This window comes from Pseudomonas sp. FYR_7 (assembly GCF_043106155.1).
GTDB lineage: Bacteria > Pseudomonadota > Gammaproteobacteria > Pseudomonadales > Pseudomonadaceae > Aquipseudomonas > Aquipseudomonas parafulva_B.
The window spans coordinates 29,204-47,509 of sequence record NZ_JBICMI010000071.1 but is presented as its reverse complement, the minus strand read 5'-3'; the positions used below and the strand labels follow the sequence as shown (position 1 = coordinate 47,509).

Below are 18,306 nucleotides of genomic sequence, written 5' to 3'. Positions count from 1 at the left end.
CAAAAGGGAACGACACGCTAAACGGGTCTGGCCTACCAAGCCGGGCAGCATTTCCCTCACCCATGGGGAAATCCCCTCACGAATCCCGATTTCAGCAGTGTGGTACTACCTCAAATGAAAGTTCTCAAAGGCCAGGATATCCTGGCGCTTGGCTTTATGACGTTCGCGCTTTTCGTAGGCGCTGGCAATATCATCTTTCCGCCCATCGTCGGCCTGCAATCCGGCCCGCACGTGTGGATGGCTGCGCTGGGCTTTTTGGTCACGGCGGTGGGGCTGCCTGTGATCACCGTGGTCGCCCTGGCCAAGGTCGGCGGTGGCATGGATGCGCTGAGCAGCCCGATCGGCAAGTTCTTTGGTGGCCTGCTGGCCGCCGTTTGCTACCTGTCGGTTGGCCCCTTGTTCGCAACACCGCGTACCGCGACGGTATCGTTCGAGGTGGGTGTAGCGCCGTTGACGGGTGAAAGCCCGCTGGCGCTGTTCATCTACAGCCTGGTCTACTTCATCGTGGTGTTGGCGGTGTCGATGTACCCTGGCAAACTGCTGGACACCGTGGGTCGGTTCCTGGCACCGCTCAAGATCATCGCGCTGGCCGTGCTTGGCATCGCGGCCTTCGCCTTGCCAGCGGGCACCATTGGCGAGGCGCAGCCTGCCTATGCTGCTGCCGCGTTCTCCAAGGGCTTCTCCGATGGCTACCTGACCATGGATACGCTCGGGGCGCTGGTATTTGGCATCGTCATCGTCAACGCCATCCGCTCGCGCGGCGTGGAGTCGCCCAAGTTGATCACTCGCTATGCCATCATTGCCGGGCTGATTGCCGGTGTTGGCCTGGCGCTGGTGTATATCAGCCTGTTCCGCCTGGGCGCCGGTAGCCACGAAATCGCGGCAGGGGCCAGCAACGGGGCGGCTGTGCTGCACGCCTATGTGCAACATACCTTCGGCTCGTTGGGCAGCGGCTTCCTGGCCGTGTTGATCGCACTGGCGTGCCTGGTGACTGCCGTGGGCTTGACCTGCGCCTGTGCCGAGTACTTCAGCCAGATCCTGCCGTTGTCCTACCGCGCGCTGGTCGTGATCCTGGCAGGCTTCTCGCTGCTGGTGTCCAACCTCGGGCTGACCAAGCTGATCATGTTCTCGATCCCTGTGCTCACCGCCATCTACCCGCCGTGCATCGTCGTGGTGGGGCTGAGCTTCGTGAACGAGCTGTGGAACTCGCCAACGCGCATCCTCGGCCCGGTGATGCTGGTCTCGTTGCTGTTCGGCATGGTAGATGCCGTCAAAGGTAGCGATATTGCCCACGTGCTCCCGGACTTCATGGCTCACTTGCCCTTGAGTGATCAGGGCCTGGCTTGGCTGGTGCCGTCGGTGGTGACCTTGGCGGGTGCAGTGGTATGCGATCGCATGCTCGGCAAGCCCCGCCAGGCCATGGCATGAGTTGCTAAGCCCAGGGTGCGGCATCGGCCACAAGCCACGAGATGCTGGACCCACTGCTTGGCACTGCAAGCCCCGCATTCGCAAGGATGCGGGGCTTTTGTTCATATGCACCTTGGCAAACGTCGCAAGCGAGCCGCCTTGGAAATTATTCGCCGGAGTTCGCGTGCCTTTTGCGGCTTGCCAGCGTCGAAAGACGGTCTTTATGCTTTCGGCACATGGCACCTACGGATCTCTGCATGAACTTCATCCTGAGCAACCTCAATAACCTCATAGCGGCATGCTGGTTCGTGCTGTGCTGGGGCGGCTATACGCGCTATGCCATCTGGAAGGGGCGGGACACCGCATGCTTGGCCAGCGTGTTGCATTTATACCGTGAAGACTGGATGCGCAGGATGCTGCTGCGTGACAACCGCATTGCCGATGCCAGCGTCATCGGCAACCTGGAACGCAACGCCTCCTTTTTCGCCTCCAGCACCCTGATCATCCTGGCGGGTATCTTGACTGTGCTGGGGGCTTCCGACCGCGCGCTGTCGTTGCTGGCGGATTTACCGCTGGTGCAGCAGGCATCCCAGGGCATGTCGGAGATCAAGTTGCTGTGCCTGGCCACGGTGTTCGTGTATGCCTTCTTCACGTTCAGCTGGTGCATGCGTCAATACAACTTCGCTGCCGTACTGGTGGGCTCGGCGCCCATGATCGGCGAGCGTCAGGTAAGCGAACTAGAGCGCAAGGCCTTTGCCTTGAGGGCGGCCAGGGTGCTGTCATTGGCGGCCAACCAATTCAACTTCGGGCTGCGCGCTTATTACTTCGGCATGGCCATGTTGAGCTGGTTTATCAACCCCTGGTTGTTCATGGCGGTAAGTGTAGGGGTTGTGCTGATCCTTTATCGCCGCGAGTTCCATTCAGACGTGCTTGACGTCATGGTGTTCACCCCCACCGAAAGTTCGACAGGCGAGTTGCACGCCCCACAGTCCACGTTGCCTAACTGAAACGATTAGTCCACGAATGACAGGCATAAAAAAACCCGACAATGTCGGGTTTTTTTGTTCGGTTCGATTACTGCTTGGCAGGATCGGCCGGCGTAGTGGTGGTCGCTGGCGTGGCTGGGGCAGCCTCTTCGGCAGCCTTGCGATTGGCTTCGGCCTGGTCTTGGGCAGCTTCGGCGTTTTCCTTGGCGGCTTCGTTCATCTTGTCCTGTGCGTCACCCATCTTCTCCTGGGCTTCTTCACGGTGTTCTTGTGCGTCCTGGGCTTTGTCTTCGCTCGCTTTATCGCAAGCAGCCAGGCCCATGGCAGCAGCCAGCATCAGAGCAAAAGCAAATGGTTTACGCATGAGGGTGTCTCTCCTTGGTGGAATAAGTTGACTTGATGCTTCGAGTCGGGCCCTGCTGGATTAGTTCCACCGTCATTACGCAGATATTAAATATCTTGAAACTGAACTTCCGGCCATGGCGATTGTTTCGCACTAAGGCGGGTTAACGGCCGCGGGCAACTGCAACTCCGCCAGTATGGCAGTGCACGGCAGGTACGCACATGCACGTCTTTTCGTTGCGTCAGTATCCGTACCCGTCTGAACCTGGAAACGATACACCGCCTGCGGCAAGCAGGGCGGCCAAGCAGCTTGCCACGACCTGCTCGGATTTGAAGATCGAATCGGGCAAGCCCTTGAAATCAATTCGGCAGCCCCCATCTGCATGACATCCGCCGCCAACGCAGCCATCCATGCCGCTTGGCGACCACTGTCATCTGATCGGAGTTTGAAGAACATGAGCGTGGAGACTCAAAAAGAAACGCTGGGCTTCCAGACCGAGGTGAAGCAACTGCTGCACCTCATGATCCATTCCTTGTACTCGAACAAGGAGATCTTCCTGCGCGAACTGATCTCCAACGCCTCCGACGCCTCCGATAAGCTGCGTTTCGAGGCGCTGGCAAAGCCCGAACTGCTCGAAGGCGATGCGGACCTGAAGATTCGACTGAGCTTCGACAAGGAGGCCGGTACGGTCACCCTCGAGGACAACGGCATCGGCATGAGCCGCGACGACGTCATCGCTCACCTGGGTACCATTGCCAAATCCGGCACTGCCGACTTCATGAAGAACCTCACCGGCGATCAGAAGAAAGACTCGCACCTGATCGGTCAGTTTGGCGTGGGCTTCTACTCGGCATTCATCGTGGCTGATCAGGTCGATGTCTACAGCCGTCGCGCGGGCCAGCCCGCCAGCGAAGGCGTGCACTGGTCGTCCAAGGGCGAGGGCGAGTTTGAAGTCGCGACCATCGACAAGCCTGAGCGCGGTACCCGCATTGTTCTGCACCTGAAAAAGGACGAGCTGGAATTCGCCGATGGCTGGCGCCTGCGCAACGTGGTCAAGAAGTACTCCGATCACATTGCCCTGCCAATTCAGTTGCCCAAGGAACAGACAGCAGCCGAAGGCGAAGAGCAGCCAGCCCAAGAGTGGGAAACCGTCAACCGTGCAAGCGCCCTGTGGACCCGTCCGCGTACCGAGATCAAGGACGAGGAATATCAGGAGTTCTACAAGCACATCGGCCATGACTTCGAAAACCCGTTGGCCTGGAGCCATAACAAGGTCGAAGGCAAGCTTGAATACAACTCGCTGCTGTACGTGCCTGCCCGCGCCCCGTTCGACCTGTACCAGCGTGAAGCGCCGCGTGGCTTGAAGCTGTACGTTCAGCGCGTGTTCATCATGGATCAGGCCGAGTCGTTCCTGCCGCTTTACCTGCGCTTCATCAAGGGTGTGGTGGATTCCAACGACTTGTCGCTGAACGTGTCGCGGGAAATCCTGCAGAAAGACCCGATCATCGATTCGATGAAGACCGCGTTGACCAAGCGCGTGCTGGACATGCTCGAAAAACTGTCCAAGAACGAGCCAGAGCAGTACAAGAGCTTCTGGAAGAACTTCGGTCAGGTGTTGAAAGAGGGCCCGGCCGAAGACTTTGCCAACAAGGAAAAGATCGCTGGCCTGTTGCGCTTCGCGTCTACCCACGACGAAAGCGGCGAGCAGAGCGTGTCGCTGGCCGACTACCTGGCCCGCGCCAAGGAAGGGCAGGACAAGATCTACTACCTCACCGGCGAGTCCTACGCGCAGGTCAAGAACAGCCCGCACCTCGAAGTCTTCCGCAAGAAAGGCATCGAAGTGTTGCTGCTGACCGACCGCATCGACGAGTGGCTGATGAGCTACCTGAACGAATTCGACGGCAAGGCGTTCGTGGATGTGGCCCGTGGCGATCTGGACCTAGGCAAACTGGATACCGAAGAAGACAAAAAGGCCCAGGAAGAAGTCGCCAAGGATAAGGAAGGCCTGGTAGAGCGCCTGAAAAGCGCATTGGGCGAAAACGTCGCCGAGGTCCGCGTCTCCCATCGCCTGACGGATTCGCCAGCCATTCTGGCCATCGGCGAGCAGGACCTGGGGCTGCAGATGCGCCAGATTCTGGAAGCCAGCGGCCAGAAAGTGCCCGATTCCAAGCCCATCTTCGAGTTCAACCCGACCCACCCGCTGATCGAGAAGCTCGATCACGAACAGAGCGAGGACCGCTTCGCCGAGCTGTCGCACATTCTGTTCGACCAGGCCGCGCTGGCAGCCGGTGACAGTCTGAAAGATCCCGCAGCCTACGTGCGGCGCCTGAACAAGCTGTTGGTCGAGTTGTCTGCTTGAATTGACGTATGGCTAAAGCCCGCTTCGGCGGGCTTTTTTCATGGTGCAGCCTCAAGGAGTACAGCATGAGCAAAGTAGTCGTCGAATCACTGGTCCACCACCTGTCCGGCAAGACCTTCGAGAGCCGTTTGGCCTATGAGCCTGGCGCCCTGGATCGGCCTGGCCTGGTGATGGCGCCCAACTGGATGGGCGTGACCGAAGGGGCCGAGCGCATCGCCAAGGAAGTGGCAGCGCAAGGTTATGTGGTGCTGCTCGTCGATCTCTATGGTCAGACCGTTCGCCCGGCGAATGCCGATGAGGCGGGCGCTGCAATGATGCCGCTCAAAGAAGACCGCGCCGAGTTGCGCAGGCGCATGGAAGGCGCCCTTGCCCAGTTGCTGGGCCAGTCCAAGGCGCCGCTGAGCCCCGGCAAGGTGGCGACCTTCGGGTTCTGCTTCGGGGGGTGCTGTGCACTCGAACTGGCGCGCGCGGGGGCTGATCTGCGTGCAGCGATCTCCTTCCACGGCACACTGGACACGCCTGACCCTGAGGATGCCAAACGCATCAAGGGCTCGGTCCTGGTGCTGCATGGCGCATCCGACCCCTTGGTGCCCCAAGAGCAGCTCCCGGCGTTCGAAAATGAAATGAACGCCGCCAAAGTCGATTGGCAACTGGTGAGCTATGGCGGTGCGGTGCATTCGTTCACTGACCCGGATGCCAATGTGCCTGGCAAGACGCAGTATGACCGGCGCACGTCCGAGCGGGCCTTCCGCGCGATGCACAACCTGCTGGCCGAGGTATTCCAGCGCTAGCGCGCACGTGACCGGAGCGATTGCCAGCGCTGCGTTGATGGCAGGGCTGGCGAACCGCACGCTGCCCTTGCCGGTCTAGTAGGTTTGCCCCTTACAAGGAAGCCAACCATGATCGCCAGAGCACTGGCCTGCGTAGCGTTGACCGCCTGGCTTGGCCCAGGTGCCGAGGCCCGTGAATACCGCTACAGCGATGCGCACCTGCATTACGTGGATTTCTTCCAGGAATCCGAAGGTATGCCGGCGCTGCTCAGGGCCATGGACGCTGCAGGCATCGATCAGTCGATGATCTCCGGCATCCCCGTTGCCAAGAAATGGCATGAAGACGAGCCCAAGCGCCCCCGCTATTACGCCGGCGACGATGCCGACGCCTATTGGTACAGTGCCACCGATACTTACGTGGCAGCGGCGCTGCAGCAGTTGTCGGGCGAACAGCGCAAGCGATTTCACCCCTTCCTGACCGGCTTCAATCCAGTCGACAAGAATGCCGTGAGCCATATCGAGCGCATGCTCGACCTTTATCCAGGCCTCTGGCAGGGTATCGGCGAGGTATTCACCCGTCACGATGACCTGACGGCGTTGACCAGCGGTGAAACCCCGCGTGCCAACAACGAAGCCATGACCCGGGTCTATCACCTGGCCGCCGAGCGCGACCTGCCGGTGCTGTTGCATTCCAATATCACCTCCAAGCGCGAGCGTAACCCTTTGTACCTGGCCGAGATCGAAGAGCCCCTGCGCAATCATCCGCATACGCGCTTCATCTGGGCACACGCTGGCAGCAGCATGGAAATTCACCGGCACCAGACACAGATGGATTTTCTGCTGCCCGTGCTGACGCTATTGCTCGAGGATTACCCGAACCTGTACGTGGACCTGTCGTGGAGTGTGCTCAAGCCCTACCTGCTCGATGAGCAAGGCGTCCCACGCGAAGCCTGGCTGGCGCTGGTAAAGCGGTATCCGACGCGGTTCATGCTGGGCTCGGATGTGGTCGGCCGCTTCGATAGCCTGGGGGAGGAGATGGACAGTTTCAGGCCATTTCTGGATGCCTTGCCCGAGGACGTGGCCAGGCGCGTGGCCAAGGACAACTTCCTGGCTTTACTGCCCAAGGGGAAATGACACAGGTCACGTCGTGCCCAACGGGATCTTTTTTACAACGTAAATGAAAACGCCCCGAACCAGTCGGGGCGTTTTCTATTGGCGCGTCAGCGAATCACTTGCCTTCCCAGCGCTTGAGCACCAGGGTGGCATTGGTGCCGCCGAAACCGAAGCTGTTGCTCATGACCGTATCGATCTTGGCATTTTCTTCGGTCTTGCGCAGGATCGGCAAGTCAGCGACCGCCGGGTCCAGTTCGTCGATGTTGGCCGAGCCGGCGATGAAGTTGTTCTCCATCATCAGCAGGCAGTAGATCGCCTCGTGTACACCGGCAGCCCCCAGGGAGTGACCGGACAAGCTCTTGGTCGAGCTGATCTTCGGTGCATTTTCGCCGAACACTTCACGAACGCCCTTCATTTCGGCAACGTCGCCCACTGGGGTAGAGGTGCCGTGGGTGTTCAGGTAGTCGATCGGGGTATCGACGGTCGACAGCGCCTGCTGCATGCAGCGGATGGCGCCTTCGCCGCTTGGCGCGACCATGTCATAGCCGTCGGAGGTGGCGCCATAGCCGACGATCTCGGCGTAAATCTTGGCGCCACGGGCCAGGGCATGTTCGAGCTCTTCGACCACCACCATGCCACCGCCACCGGCGATGACGAAGCCATCGCGGTCTGCGTCATAGGCACGCGAGGCCAGTTCCGGGGTTTCGTTGCGCTTGGTCGACAGGGCGCCCATGGCATCGAACAGGAACGACTGGCTCCAGTGCTCTTCTTCACCGCCGCCGGCGAACACGATGTCCTGCTTTCCCCACTGGATCTGCTCCAGTGCAGTACCAATGCAGTGGGCCGATGTAGCGCATGCAGAAGAGATCGAGTAGTTGATGCCCTTGATCTTGAAAGGCGTCGCCAGGCACGCCGAAACAGTGCTGCCCATGGTGCGAGTTACCCGGTAGGGGCCTACACGTTTGACGCCTTTTTCGCGCAGGGTATCCAGTGCTTCCATCTGGTTCAGGGTCGATGCACCACCGGAACCGGCAACCAGGCCGGTACGCGGGCTGGAGACCTGCTCTTCGGTCAGGCCGGAGTCCTTGATGGCGTCCTGCATCGCCAGATAGGCGTAGGCAGCCGCATGCCCGACGAAACGGAAGACCTTGCGGTCGATCAGTTCCTCGAGATTGAGGTCGATGGAGCCGGAAACCTGGCTACGCAGCCCCATTTCCTTGTATTCCGGGTTGTAACGAATACCCGGACGGCTGTTGCGCAGGTTTTCGGTGACGGTAGCTTTGTCATTGCCCAGGCACGACACGATGCCCAGACCAGTGATAACGACGCGGCGCATGCGAATAACCCTTAGAAGTTGTCAGTGGAGGTGAACACGCCGACCCGCAGGCCTTCGGCGGTGTAGATCTCGCGGCCATCGACACTGACCGAACCATCGGCGATGGCCATGTTCAGCTTGCCTTTGAGCACGCGCTTGATGTGAATGTTGTAGGTGACGTTCTTGGCGGTGGGCAGCACCTGACCGAAGAACTTCACTTCACCGGAACCCAGTGCACGACCGCGGCCCGGCAGGCCTTGCCAGCCCAGGAAAAAGCCGACCAGCTGCCACATGGCATCGAGGCCCAGGCACCCTGGCATCACAGGGTCGCCTTCGAAATGGCAGGCAAAAAACCAAAGATCAGGATTGATGTCCAGCTCGGCGACCAATTCACCTTTGCCGTACTTGCCGCCTTCTTCACTGATGTGGGTGATGCGATCGACCATCAGCATGTTCGGCGCGGGCAGTTGCGCATTACCTGGGCCGAACAGCTCACCGCGACTGCAGCGCAGCAGGTCTTCCCGAGTAAAGGCGTGTTGTTTGGTCATGCGAGCTCCTCAATAACCCCCTGCGGCAGGGGATGAATCTTCCCGGCCGGCCCGTCACGCATCGCGAGCGGGTCGGCAGCCTACAGGTAGACTATTGCGTTGTAGTGAAAGTCACAGCGCACCTGTCGAAAGAAGTACAGGTGTGCACTGAAATGTCTATTTTCAGGTCCGAAAGGAGTCCTGTCCAGTGTTTAAGACTGCCGCACTTTAGCATTTATCGCCAGTCGCGGTTGCCTGTCCTGGCAGCCAGCGCGCCAGCACCTGCTGCAATTCACTGCGGCGCAGGGGTTTGCTCAGGTAGTCATCCATCCCTGCGGCAATACACCGTTCGCGGTCACCCTGCAACGCATTGGCGGTCAGGGCGATGATCGGTACGTGCGCGCCGTTTGTCAGCAGGCGCAATTGACGCGTGGCCTCGTAACCGTCCATGTAGGGCAGGCCACAGTCCATGAAAACGGCGGCGAAATGCTGCAGCCTGACCTGCTCCACGGCCTGCTGACCGTCATCGGCCGTGCTCACCTCAACGCCCAGGCTGCGCAACATGGCCTCGGTGACGTTCTGGTTGACGGCATTGTCTTCGACCAGCAATACCCTGGTGGGTTCGGTCCAGGCAAGCTGGCCGGGCGGCGCAACGTGGCGGGCCCGGCGCGTCAATGCTGGCAATGCCAGGGGCATCTCCAGCGTAAAGGTCGAGCCATGGCCTTCGAGGCTCTGGCCATGCAGGTGCCCACCCATGCGTTCGGCCAGGGTGCGCGCGATGGACAGGCCCAAGCCGGTGCCGCCGTAGCGACGGGAAATCGAGCTGTCGGCCTGCTGGAACGCGACGAACATCATCTCCAGGCGATCGTTGTCGATGCCGATACCCGTGTCCTGCACGCTGCATGTCAGCCAGATGCGCTGCTCATCCATCACCTGCCAACGGGCCTCGACCCGCACCTGCCCCTGTTCGGTGAACTTCAGGGCATTACCGATCAGGTTCAGGAGAATCTGCCGGATCCGGGTAGGGTCGCCGTTCACCTGCAACTGGGCGGTGTTCTCGGCCAGGCTCAAGTCCAGCGTCAGCCCTTGTTGCTGCGCTGCATGCTGGAATGACTGGACGCAGTGGGTGATGAGCTCGCCGAGGTTGAAGTCGATGTGCTCGAGCTGCAAGGCCGCCCGTTCAATCCGCGAGAAATCGAGGATGTCATTGATGACCCGCAGCAGATGCCCCGTCGACTCGCTCGCCACTGCGGTGTAGTCGGCCTGCTCGCTGCTCATCGAGGTGGTTTCGAGCAATTGCAGCATGCCCAGTACACCGTTGAGCGGTGTGCGCAGCTCGTGGCTCATCATGGCCAGGAAATCGGACTTGGCGCGGTTGGCCTGCTCGGCCTCTTCGCGAGCCTGGATCAGCTCGGCAATGGCTGTCTTCTGCTCGGTACTGGCCTGCTCCAGCGCACGGGCCAGATTATTGATGTGCCGGGCCAGATGCCCCAGCTCGCTGTCGTCCACCACTGGAACGGGCGTATCGTAGTGACCCTGCTGGATGGCCTTGACGGCATGGCCCATGTCGCTGATGGGTTTGGCCAGGCTCAGGGCCAGGCGGCGAGCCAGCAGGAAGGTGAACAGCAGTGCGAACAACGCCAGCACGGCGGCCTTGATCACGATCTCCTGCTGACGCTGACTGAACGCATCGTCCGACATGCCGACGATGACCCGCCCCAGGTAGTCATCGCCAATAGCCGGGGCAGCCGCCAGGCCTTCCTGGAGGAAATCGCTTTCGAGTCGAATCTGTTGCAGACGAATCGGCGCCTGAAACACCTCCACCTGCTGGGCGCGGTTGGTGCTTTCGTCAGACTGCTCGACGTACACCAAAATATGGTTGCGGCTGTCCTGCACCTCCAGAAACCGCACGTGGGGAATGCTCAGGGTGGCGCGCATCAGGCCTTCGAGCACTTCATTGTTGCCTGAGATGACTCCGTATTCGGACGCGGGCGCAAGCTGGTTGGCAATCAATTGGCCGGTGTGGTTGAGCTCCTGACGCAAATCCTGGATGCGCACGAACGTGAAGAAGCTGATCAAAAGCAGCGTCAGCAGCAGCGCCGGGCCTAGGCTGATGATCTGTGTGCGCGTATGAATGTCCCAGTTCAGGCCCTTGGTCATGGGGTGCGCTCTCCAGCAGCCAGGGCTTGGGCAGCGGCATCGGGATCAATGGGCTCCAGGCCCAGCGCCCGTGCCACCTGCTGATTGCCGCTGACCCCGAAATGAGCTGGGTAGAGGCTGCGGGGCCAGCGCGCAGGCGATTGCCCGAGCAGGCTGTCGAGCACGCTCAGCCAATCTTGCTGGTCACTAAAGGTGCTGGCCAGCGCGCCGGCACGGACGAATCCGGCATTGGGGCCGATCAGGGCCATTTGACGGCCGTAACTGCTGAGCAACAGGTTTTTCGCTGTCTTGGAATTGTACAGGTCCGGATCATCGAGCCCGAGCAGCACGTCACTGCTGCCCAGAAGGTATTGCAAGGGGCGGCTGTCCCGCGGGTCGGGCCAAGCCTGTGCCACGATCTCCAGGCCAAGCGGTTGCGCGGCACGGCGCAGCTCATCCAGCAGAAACCCACTGTGCTCACCGTACAGCACCCCGATGCGCCTGGCTTGCGGCAACAGGTAGCGGGTCAAGCGCAGTTGCCGATCCAGCGGCGGGTCGCTCCACAGCAAGGTGAGAAACCCGGGGCGTGACTTTCCCAGGCGCTGTTCCACCTGCACCCGGCTGACCCTCATGGCCAGTGCCGGTGGCCCGGCGGTTTGCGACAGGCGCCATTGCAGTGCCTCATCGTCCAGCAACACCAAGCGCAGGTCCAGGTCAAGCCGGCCCGGCGCAGGCAGCTCGCTGGCAGCCTGGAAATGCACGTGGTCATTGGGGCGTCGACTTTCCAGGGCAGCGATGAAGCTGCGGATGCCCGGCTGGTCCTGGGCGCCGACCAGCAGGATTTCGCTAGCGGACAACTGTCCCAATGGCCACAGCCATAGCACCAACAGGCGCAGCAACCGAACCATCAGAACTCCAGCTCCGCGCTCAGGCTCAGCCGATGCCGGCTGTCGTAGCGGTTCTGCACGGCCGTGGTGGGCTCATCATCCAGGCGTTGCTGCCACAGGGCTGCCAGTTCCAGGGTGCTCTCGTACACGCGCCAGCGCTTGGCCACGCGCAGGTCCAGGCGTTCGTAGCGGTACTGATTAAGGGCATCGTCTCCATAATAGAAAGCACCACTGGACCAGCCGTGGCCCCAGTCCCTCATCCAGCCGACTGAGCCGCTGTTGCTGGCGCTGAGGTTGCGGTCGGCAGGATTGCTGGCCCAGGCGTCGACATGGGCGAAGGTCAACCGCAGCCGGTCGCGCAGGGTAGGGCGCCAATCGAATTGGGCCTCGCTGCCGCTGAAGCGCGCGCGGTTCGCATTGCTGGCGATGTACTGGTTGTTCTTGAGCGGCTCGCTGATCATGCCGGTGATCTCATCAAAGAACACCTTCAGGTCCATGCTCAGGTCCAGATCGCTGAAGTAGCCGTTGTAGCCCAGCTCACGCGAGCGCATGTGCTCCTGCTCCAGGTCACCAGGGCCGCGGGTCTTGACGAAGTATTCGCCATGCTGCTGGCCAAAGGCGTAGGGCATCAGGTTCTTGACGGTGTAGCTCCAGTTGACGTTGTTTTCGAACATGTCAGGCGAACGTACCGCCTCGGAATAGACGGCGCGCAGGCCATGGCGCGGAGTGATCAGGTAATTGACCGCCAACCGTGGGGTAAGCGAGCTGCCAGAGAGCCGCGAATCCTCGAACATGGCGCCGCCCTGCACGATCCAGTGCTCGTCGGCTCGCCACTCCAGTTGCCCGAAAAGCCGCCAGGTCTGATCGTCCACGCTGCCATTGAAGTAGGTCTGCGAGTCGGCACGATCATAGCGATAGTTCATGCCGCTGAGCAGGCGCAGGCTGTCGGTCAGGCTGTAGGTGTCCTGGATTTCCAGGTCATAGCGGGTTTCACGCGTGCTCTGGTCGACATCGCCGCACACCACGTCACTGCCGCCCTGGTTGTTCCACTGCTCCTTGATCGCATCGACCAGGGCCTGCTCCTGAGGGTTGCTGCTAGGGGGCGGGTTGTTCGCGCCGCGGGCTACCCGTTCGGCGTAATTGGGGTTCATTTGCCAGAGGCGGGTGAGTTCAGGGCTGAAGGACAACGCCGCGTCGCAGGCCCGCCACACTTGCTGGCGGTCGAAGTGCTGCGCCGAACCCTGGACGTACAGGCTGTGTTCAGCGGCAAAGTCGATGTTCCAGCGCACCGAGCCTGCATAGTCCATGGCCTTGACGTCGGCATCCTTGCCGCGCTGGGTCACGAACGGGAACACTGGCTGGTAGGTATAAGGCCGCTGGTTGGTGCCTTCCTTGGCGGCCAGTTGCCAGTCCAGTGTCTGGTCCTGCGCCAGGGCATGGCTGGCGCTCAGGTTCAAACGTGTGGCGCGGCGGCTGTCACGGTAGTGCTGGCCGAACTGGTCATGGTCGAACCCATCATCCTGCAGGCCCGAGATGGACAGACGCATATCGCCGTTGTCCCAGCCAAAGCCCTGGCTGGCATAGAAGTCGTCGATGCCGTTTTGCCCGCGCGTGACTTTCAGGCGCGTGCCGTGGCTGTCGGCAGGATTGCGGGTGAGGATGTTCACCACGGCCATCAGGGCATTGGCGCCATAGCTGACCGTGTTCGGCCCTCTGAACACCTCGATTCGGTCGATGTCTTCCAGCGCCAGCGGGATATCGCTCCAGTCCACCGTCGCCAGCCCGGCCCGATACACCGAGCGGCCGTCGATCAGCACCTGCATGCGGCGCGCTTCGTTGACGTTGCTGCCGTGGTAATTGACGGTCGGTTGATTGCCAGCCAAATAGCCCACCATCATCCCTGGCACGAGCCTGAGCAGCTCGGGGATGTCACGCGCGCCGCTGGCCCGGATCAAGGCGCCGTCGAGCACGGTCATGCTCCCTGGCACCGCAGCCGGAGATTGTTTGAGGCGTGTTGCAGTCAAAACCTGTGGCAGGTCGCTGTTGTCGATGAACAAGTCATCTGCCAGCGCAGGTGCACCGAGCAGGGCGGTCAACAGCAACAGCCGCGGGTAGGGAGGCGAGCCAGGGAGCACGGAGCGGCCTTGTATCGTGGGTAAACCGGCATGGTAAATGAACTTTGCCGTTTTGCCAGTGATCTGCGGCGGTATTGATGCTGGCCGATCAGTGGGCATGCACCTGGCCTGGGCGAGCAATGCCCGACCGGCCTTGGCGCAGGGCAGGTGACCCGTATAATGCGCCGGTCGCCATTTATTTTAGGTGTTAACGGATTGGATATGACTGATCAGCAACCTGTTGCAGTTCTGGGCGGCGGCAGCTTCGGCACGGCCGTGGCAAACCTGCTGGCACAGAACGGTGTGCCCGTGCGCCAATGGATGCGCGACCCGGCACAGGCCCAGGCGATGCGTGAGCATCGCGAGAACCCGCGCTACCTCAAGGGCATTGGGCTGCACGAGGGGGTAGAGCCGGTCAATGACCTGCTGGCCACGCTCCAGGCGTGCGACCTGATTTTCGTGGCCTTGCCCTCCAGTGCCTTGCGTAGCGTCTTGGCGCCACATGCCGACCTGCTGCGTGGCAAAGGACTGGTCAGCCTCACCAAAGGGATCGAGGCCCAGACGTTCAAGCTGATGAGCCAGATCGTCGAGGAGATCGCCCCGCAGGCGCGCATAGGTGTGCTCTCCGGGCCCAACCTTGCCCGGGAAATTGCCGAGCACGCCCTGACTGCCACTGTGGTGGCCAGCGAAGACGAGCGCCTGTGCCAACAGGTGCAGGCTGTGCTGCATGGCAGGACCTTCCGCGTGTATGCCAGCAGTGACCGTTTTGGCGTGGAACTCGGTGGCGCCCTCAAGAACGTCTACGCCATCATCGCTGGCATGGCAGTGGCGCTGGGCATGGGCGAGAACACCAAGAGCATGTTGATCACCCGCGCACTGGCCGAGATGACCCGCTTTGCAGTCAGTCAGGGCGCCAACCCCATGACCTTCCTGGGCCTGGCCGGCGTGGGCGACCTGATCGTCACCTGCTCCTCACCCAAGAGTCGTAACTACCAGGTGGGCTACGCGCTCGGCCAAGGGCTGAGCCTGGATGAGGCGGTGAGTCGGCTGGGGGAAGTGGCAGAGGGCGTCAACACCCTCAAGGTACTCAAGGCCAAGGCCCAGCAGGCGCAGGTGTACATGCCCCTGGTCGCCGGCCTGCATGCCATCCTGTTCGAAGGCCGCACGTTGAATCAGGTGATCGAGCACCTGATGAGCGCCGAGCCGAAGACCGATGTCGATTTCATTTCCACCAGCGGCTTCAACTGAACCCTGATAACCCTGGCAAACGGCAAGGAGCGACACATGAACGATACCCCTGAACATGCCCAGCGCGAGTCCCTGATCCTGCGCGTGGTCTGGATGCTGGTTTTCCTGGTGGTCTGGCAATTGGCCGAGTTGCTGCTGGCCGGTCTGGTAGTAGTCCAGTTGATCTATCGACTGATCTACGGTGCGCCCAGCGCCAGCGTGATGGACGTTGGCGATAGCCTGAGCCAGTACCTGGCTCAGATCGGACGTTTCGGCACCTTCCATACCGATCAGAAGCCCTGGCCGTTTGCCGATTGGCCAGCACCACGCCCGGCGGACGGCGAGGCGCCCCATGTGGCGCGCGCGCCTGCGCCTGCTGAACCTGACCGAGAGCCCAAGCTGTGAACCTGTGGGTGTTGCGCCACGGTGAAGCCGAGCCGCGAGCCACCCGCGATGCCGAGCGGCGCTTGACCGCGCGCGGTCACGAGCAGGTTCTGCACAGCGCTGCACACCTGGCAGGCAAGCCACTGCAGGCGATCATTGCCAGCCCTTATGTTCGGGCGCAGCAGAGCGCTGCGTTGGTCCATGAGGCATTGGGGTTTAGCGAGCCGGTACGCACGGTGCCGTGGCTGATGCCCGAGAGCGATGTGCAACACACGATCGGCCAGATTGAACGCCTTGGTCTGGATCACGTGCTGCTGGTCAGCCACCAGCCGTTGGTCGGCCACCTAGTCGGGTTGCTCGAGCACGGTCACCTGCAGCGGCCGGCCGCCATGGGCACGGCAAGCCTAGCGGAGCTAGAAGGGGATTGGCCCTTGGCGGGATTGATGTCGCTGCGCGCCTTGCACATGTCCTGCTGATTGCCTGCGCTGGCTACGTCATACAGGTTTGCAATGGAGGCAACTGGCATTTTTGTTAGTTGTTTCAATCGATTGCGACTTGCTAGCTTAGTCACAAAGAACAGGCATAAGGTTGGGTCGATGACGGGCGAAATGTTGAAATTGTTGTGCTCGCTGAACCTGCAAACCACCACGGAGAAGGTCGAGCAAGGCATCGCCCTGGACCACGCCCAGCACAGCTTGCTGCGGGAGGTCTCCGACGCCAAGTTCTATCACCTGATGCGCAAGATCGAGGCGAACACGGCGCTTGAGGAAGGTCGACGTCAGCAAGCCGAGCAGGAACTGCTTGCCTTGCAGCTAGCCTGCACCCGCGTGGCCCACCTGATACAAACCAGCTGCCTGGCGCTGCGCAGATTGGATCTTGACGCTGAAGACCAGCGTCTGGCGCGCGAGGCGCTGGAAAGCCAGCAAGCCTTCATCAAGGCGTGTCTGCGCCGCTCGCTGGGTAGCTTTGATCGATCGGCCTGACCTGATCGCCCTTGCCGATGACCTTTCCGAACGTTGCCTGGGGCTTGGTGGACAACCACAATGGGCCACTCTCTGCGCCCGGAAGCCCACCATGCCGCAACCGATATTCTTTGCCCATGCCAATGGGTTTCCGTCGGCAACCTACGGCAAGTTGTTCGCCGCCCTGGCGCCGGACTACTCTGTGCAGAGCTTGCCCCAGCACGGCCACGATCCGCGCTTTCCGGTAGACGCCAACTGGCAGAGCCTGGTGGACGAGCTGTTGTACCACCTTGAGCAGCAGCCAGGCCCCGTATGGGGTGTGGGACATTCGTTAGGGGGTGTTCTGCATTTGCATGCCGCCCTGCGGCGACCTGAGCTCTACCGGGGCGTGGTCATGCTCGACTCGCCCGTGCTGACCCGCGCAGACCAGTGGCTGCTGCGCGCTGCCAAGCACCTGGGCTTGATCGACCGCATTACCCCGGCCGGCCGGACGCTAGGTCGGCGCGCCGAATTCGAAGATCGGCTCAGTGCCCGTTCCTATTTCGCCAGCCGATCACTGTTCCGCCACTTCGACCCCGACTGCCTGGATGCCTACGTCGAGCATGGCCTGCACGAGCATCAGCACGCGCTGTGCCTGCGCTTCGATCCTGCTATCGAAATCAGCATCTATCGCAACGTACCCCACCTGAGCCCTGCGCCTGTTCAGCAGTTGCACCTGCCGCTGGCCATGGTCCGTGGTCAGGCCAGTACCGTGGTGCGTCGTCATAATGCCTTGGCGGTGCGGGGCATGCCGAAGGGGGAATATCACAGCGTTCCGGGTGGCCACATGTTCCCGCTTGAGCACCCGGAAGATACCGCCAGCCTGATCAAGGGCCTGTTCGATCGGTGGGGTCAGGCATGAATATCCAGGTCGAAGACATACGCTTGAACCTTGGCCATATCGAGCTGGCCGGCCACGTGTTCGGCCCCGAGGACGGCCTGCCGGTGATCGCATTGCACGGCTGGCTGGACAACGCCAACAGCTTCGCGCGCCTGGCGCCCCGCCTTCGGGGCCTGCGCATCGTGGCCTTGGACATGGCCGGTCATGGCCATTCGCAACATCGTCCGCCGGGTGCCGGCTACGCGCTGGCCGACTACGCCTACGACATCGTGCGCGCAGCCGAGCAACTTGGCTGGGAGCGCTTCGCCCTGCTGGGGCATTCACTGGGCGCTATCATCAGCGTGCAACTGGCCGCCGCATTGCCCGAGCGTGTCAGCCACCTGGCGCTCATCGATGGCCTCATCCCGCCTACCGGTGAGGAGCAGGATGCTGCCGAGCGGCTGGGGATGGCGCTGCGCGCCCAGATGCGCCTCGATACCAAGCGCAAGTCGGTGTACAGCACCCAGGACCAAGGCGTGGAGGCACGCATGAAGGGCATGGTCGCGGTGAGCCGCGAAGCGGCCGAGCTGCTGGCCCAGCGTGGGCTGATGCCCGTGGCCGGTGGCTACAGCTGGCGCAGCGACAGTCGCCTGACCTTGCCCTCGCCGATGCGCCTGACGCAAGCCCAGGCGATGGCCTACGTGCGGCACGTCAAGTGCCCCGGCTGCCTGGTGGTGGCAGCGCAGGGTATGCTGGCGCGTCGCGAGGGGTTGCTTGAGCAGCTACCCTTTGAACAGGTGACCTTGCCCGGTGGCCATCACCTGCACCTGAACGATGAGCAGGGCGCAACGCTTGTAGCAGACTGTTTCAATCGCTTCTTTGGCTTTGCTTGACTTGCACCGGACAAGTGTCGA

At 61.5% G+C, this 18,306-nt stretch carries 17 protein-coding genes; 11 read left to right on the top strand and 6 right to left on the bottom strand.

Features of this window, described 5'->3' with window-relative positions; all coding sequences use genetic code 11:
* Positions 1-114: 114 nt before the first annotated feature.
* Positions 115-1,428 carry a branched-chain amino acid transport system II carrier protein gene (brnQ, locus tag ACF8R3_RS17265; protein ID WP_058639741.1) on the top strand — a complete coding sequence of 438 codons (1,314 nt, stop codon included), beginning with the start codon at positions 115-117 and terminating at the stop codon, positions 1,426-1,428.
* Positions 1,429-1,664: 236 nt separating this feature from the next.
* Entirely contained in the window at positions 1,665-2,414 is a 750-nt protein-coding gene (locus ACF8R3_RS17260) for a DUF599 domain-containing protein (protein ID WP_058602668.1), read from the top strand.
* 67 nt (positions 2,415-2,481) lie between these two features.
* Here ACF8R3_RS17260 and ACF8R3_RS17255 read toward each other — a convergent pair whose 3' ends face one another.
* Positions 2,482-2,757 (bottom strand): hypothetical protein, encoded by a 276-nt coding sequence (locus ACF8R3_RS17255; RefSeq protein ID WP_058602669.1) that lies wholly within the window; start codon positions 2,755-2,757, stop codon positions 2,482-2,484.
* Positions 2,758-3,190: 433 nt separating this feature from the next.
* On the opposite strand from ACF8R3_RS17255, the gene htpG reads away from it, so the two are divergent.
* The 3 genes from htpG (at position 3,191) to ACF8R3_RS17240 (ending at position 6,999) form a co-directional block, all read left to right on the top strand.
* Positions 3,191-5,095: a molecular chaperone HtpG gene (gene htpG / locus ACF8R3_RS17250; protein WP_058602670.1), complete on the top strand. Its 1,905-nt coding sequence runs from the start codon at positions 3,191-3,193 to the stop codon at positions 5,093-5,095.
* A 65-nt stretch (positions 5,096-5,160) separates the two neighbouring features.
* Complete coding sequence (locus tag ACF8R3_RS17245) at positions 5,161-5,886, top strand: dienelactone hydrolase family protein (RefSeq protein WP_392515935.1); 726 nt, start codon at positions 5,161-5,163, stop codon at positions 5,884-5,886.
* 108 nt (positions 5,887-5,994) lie between these two features.
* Positions 5,995-6,999 carry an amidohydrolase family protein gene (locus ACF8R3_RS17240; RefSeq protein WP_392515934.1) on the top strand — a complete coding sequence of 335 codons (1,005 nt, stop codon included), beginning with the start codon at positions 5,995-5,997 and terminating at the stop codon, positions 6,997-6,999.
* Positions 7,000-7,093: 94 nt separating this feature from the next.
* Here ACF8R3_RS17240 and fabB read toward each other — a convergent pair whose 3' ends face one another.
* The 5 genes from fabB to ACF8R3_RS17215 all read right to left on the bottom strand — a co-directional run bounded on the left by fabB (position 7,094) and on the right by ACF8R3_RS17215 (position 13,981).
* Positions 7,094-8,314: a beta-ketoacyl-ACP synthase I gene (gene fabB, locus ACF8R3_RS17235; protein WP_058639738.1), complete on the bottom strand. Its 1,221-nt coding sequence runs from the start codon at positions 8,312-8,314 to the stop codon at positions 7,094-7,096.
* Positions 8,315-8,325: 11 nt separating this feature from the next.
* A complete protein-coding gene (fabA, locus tag ACF8R3_RS17230; RefSeq protein ID WP_023533607.1) occupies positions 8,326-8,841 on the bottom strand; it encodes a 3-hydroxyacyl-[acyl-carrier-protein] dehydratase FabA in 516 nt (171 codons plus the stop codon).
* Positions 8,842-9,048: 207 nt separating this feature from the next.
* Positions 9,049-10,980 (bottom strand): ATP-binding protein, encoded by a 1,932-nt coding sequence (locus tag ACF8R3_RS17225; RefSeq protein ID WP_058639737.1) that lies wholly within the window; start codon positions 10,978-10,980, stop codon positions 9,049-9,051.
* Positions 10,977-11,867, bottom strand: coding sequence for an ABC transporter substrate-binding protein (locus tag ACF8R3_RS17220; protein ID WP_392515933.1), 891 nt, complete (start codon positions 11,865-11,867; stop codon positions 10,977-10,979). The genes ACF8R3_RS17225 and ACF8R3_RS17220 overlap by 4 nt, the downstream gene beginning before the upstream one ends.
* Complete coding sequence (locus ACF8R3_RS17215) at positions 11,867-13,981, bottom strand: TonB-dependent receptor plug domain-containing protein (protein ID WP_392515932.1); 2,115 nt, start codon at positions 13,979-13,981, stop codon at positions 11,867-11,869. Before ACF8R3_RS17215 ends, ACF8R3_RS17220 begins: the two co-directional genes overlap by 1 nt.
* 201 nt (positions 13,982-14,182) lie before the next feature.
* On the opposite strand from ACF8R3_RS17215, the gene ACF8R3_RS17210 reads away from it, so the two are divergent.
* From ACF8R3_RS17210 to ACF8R3_RS17185, 6 genes are all read left to right on the top strand, one after another.
* Positions 14,183-15,208 carry an NAD(P)H-dependent glycerol-3-phosphate dehydrogenase gene (locus tag ACF8R3_RS17210; protein WP_058602677.1) on the top strand — a complete coding sequence of 342 codons (1,026 nt, stop codon included), beginning with the start codon at positions 14,183-14,185 and terminating at the stop codon, positions 15,206-15,208.
* 36 nt (positions 15,209-15,244) lie between these two features.
* Complete coding sequence (locus tag ACF8R3_RS17205) at positions 15,245-15,592, top strand: DUF4389 domain-containing protein (protein ID WP_058602678.1); 348 nt, start codon at positions 15,245-15,247, stop codon at positions 15,590-15,592.
* Positions 15,589-16,047, top strand: coding sequence for a phosphohistidine phosphatase SixA (gene sixA, locus ACF8R3_RS17200; protein ID WP_078478820.1), 459 nt, complete (start codon positions 15,589-15,591; stop codon positions 16,045-16,047). The genes ACF8R3_RS17205 and sixA overlap by 4 nt, the downstream gene beginning before the upstream one ends.
* A gap of 132 nt (positions 16,048-16,179) precedes the next feature.
* Complete coding sequence (locus ACF8R3_RS17195) at positions 16,180-16,554, top strand: hypothetical protein (protein WP_058639964.1); 375 nt, start codon at positions 16,180-16,182, stop codon at positions 16,552-16,554.
* A 91-nt stretch (positions 16,555-16,645) separates the two neighbouring features.
* On the top strand, positions 16,646-17,434 hold the full coding sequence (locus ACF8R3_RS17190) for an alpha/beta fold hydrolase (RefSeq protein WP_392515931.1): 789 nt from the start codon (positions 16,646-16,648) through the stop codon (positions 17,432-17,434).
* A complete protein-coding gene (locus ACF8R3_RS17185) occupies positions 17,431-18,285 on the top strand; it encodes an alpha/beta hydrolase (protein ID WP_196121902.1) in 855 nt (284 codons plus the stop codon). Before ACF8R3_RS17190 ends, ACF8R3_RS17185 begins: the two co-directional genes overlap by 4 nt.
* Positions 18,286-18,306: the final 21 nt, after the last annotated feature.

Bases quoted from the DNA above. Each gene is read 5' to 3' on its own strand.
- brnQ (WP_058639741.1), top strand. From the start codon at position 115: ATGAAAGTTCTCAAAGGCCAGGATATCCTGGCGCTTGGCTTTATGACG.
- ACF8R3_RS17260 (WP_058602668.1), top strand. From the start codon at position 1,665: ATGAACTTCATCCTGAGCAACCTCAATAACCTCATAGCGGCATGCTGG.
- ACF8R3_RS17255 (WP_058602669.1), bottom strand. From the start codon at position 2,757: ATGCGTAAACCATTTGCTTTTGCTCTGATGCTGGCTGCTGCCATGGGC.
- htpG (WP_058602670.1), top strand. From the start codon at position 3,191: ATGAGCGTGGAGACTCAAAAAGAAACGCTGGGCTTCCAGACCGAGGTG.
- ACF8R3_RS17245 (WP_392515935.1), top strand. From the start codon at position 5,161: ATGAGCAAAGTAGTCGTCGAATCACTGGTCCACCACCTGTCCGGCAAG.
- ACF8R3_RS17240 (WP_392515934.1), top strand. From the start codon at position 5,995: ATGATCGCCAGAGCACTGGCCTGCGTAGCGTTGACCGCCTGGCTTGGC.
- fabB (WP_058639738.1), bottom strand. From the start codon at position 8,314: ATGCGCCGCGTCGTTATCACTGGTCTGGGCATCGTGTCGTGCCTGGGC.
- fabA (WP_023533607.1), bottom strand. From the start codon at position 8,841: ATGACCAAACAACACGCCTTTACTCGGGAAGACCTGCTGCGCTGCAGT.
- ACF8R3_RS17225 (WP_058639737.1), bottom strand. From the start codon at position 10,980: ATGACCAAGGGCCTGAACTGGGACATTCATACGCGCACACAGATCATC.
- ACF8R3_RS17220 (WP_392515933.1), bottom strand. From the start codon at position 11,867: ATGGTTCGGTTGCTGCGCCTGTTGGTGCTATGGCTGTGGCCATTGGGA.
- ACF8R3_RS17210 (WP_058602677.1), top strand. From the start codon at position 14,183: ATGACTGATCAGCAACCTGTTGCAGTTCTGGGCGGCGGCAGCTTCGGC.
- ACF8R3_RS17205 (WP_058602678.1), top strand. From the start codon at position 15,245: ATGAACGATACCCCTGAACATGCCCAGCGCGAGTCCCTGATCCTGCGC.
- ACF8R3_RS17195 (WP_058639964.1), top strand. From the start codon at position 16,180: ATGTTGAAATTGTTGTGCTCGCTGAACCTGCAAACCACCACGGAGAAG.
- ACF8R3_RS17190 (WP_392515931.1), top strand. From the start codon at position 16,646: ATGCCGCAACCGATATTCTTTGCCCATGCCAATGGGTTTCCGTCGGCA.
- ACF8R3_RS17185 (WP_196121902.1), top strand. From the start codon at position 17,431: ATGAATATCCAGGTCGAAGACATACGCTTGAACCTTGGCCATATCGAG.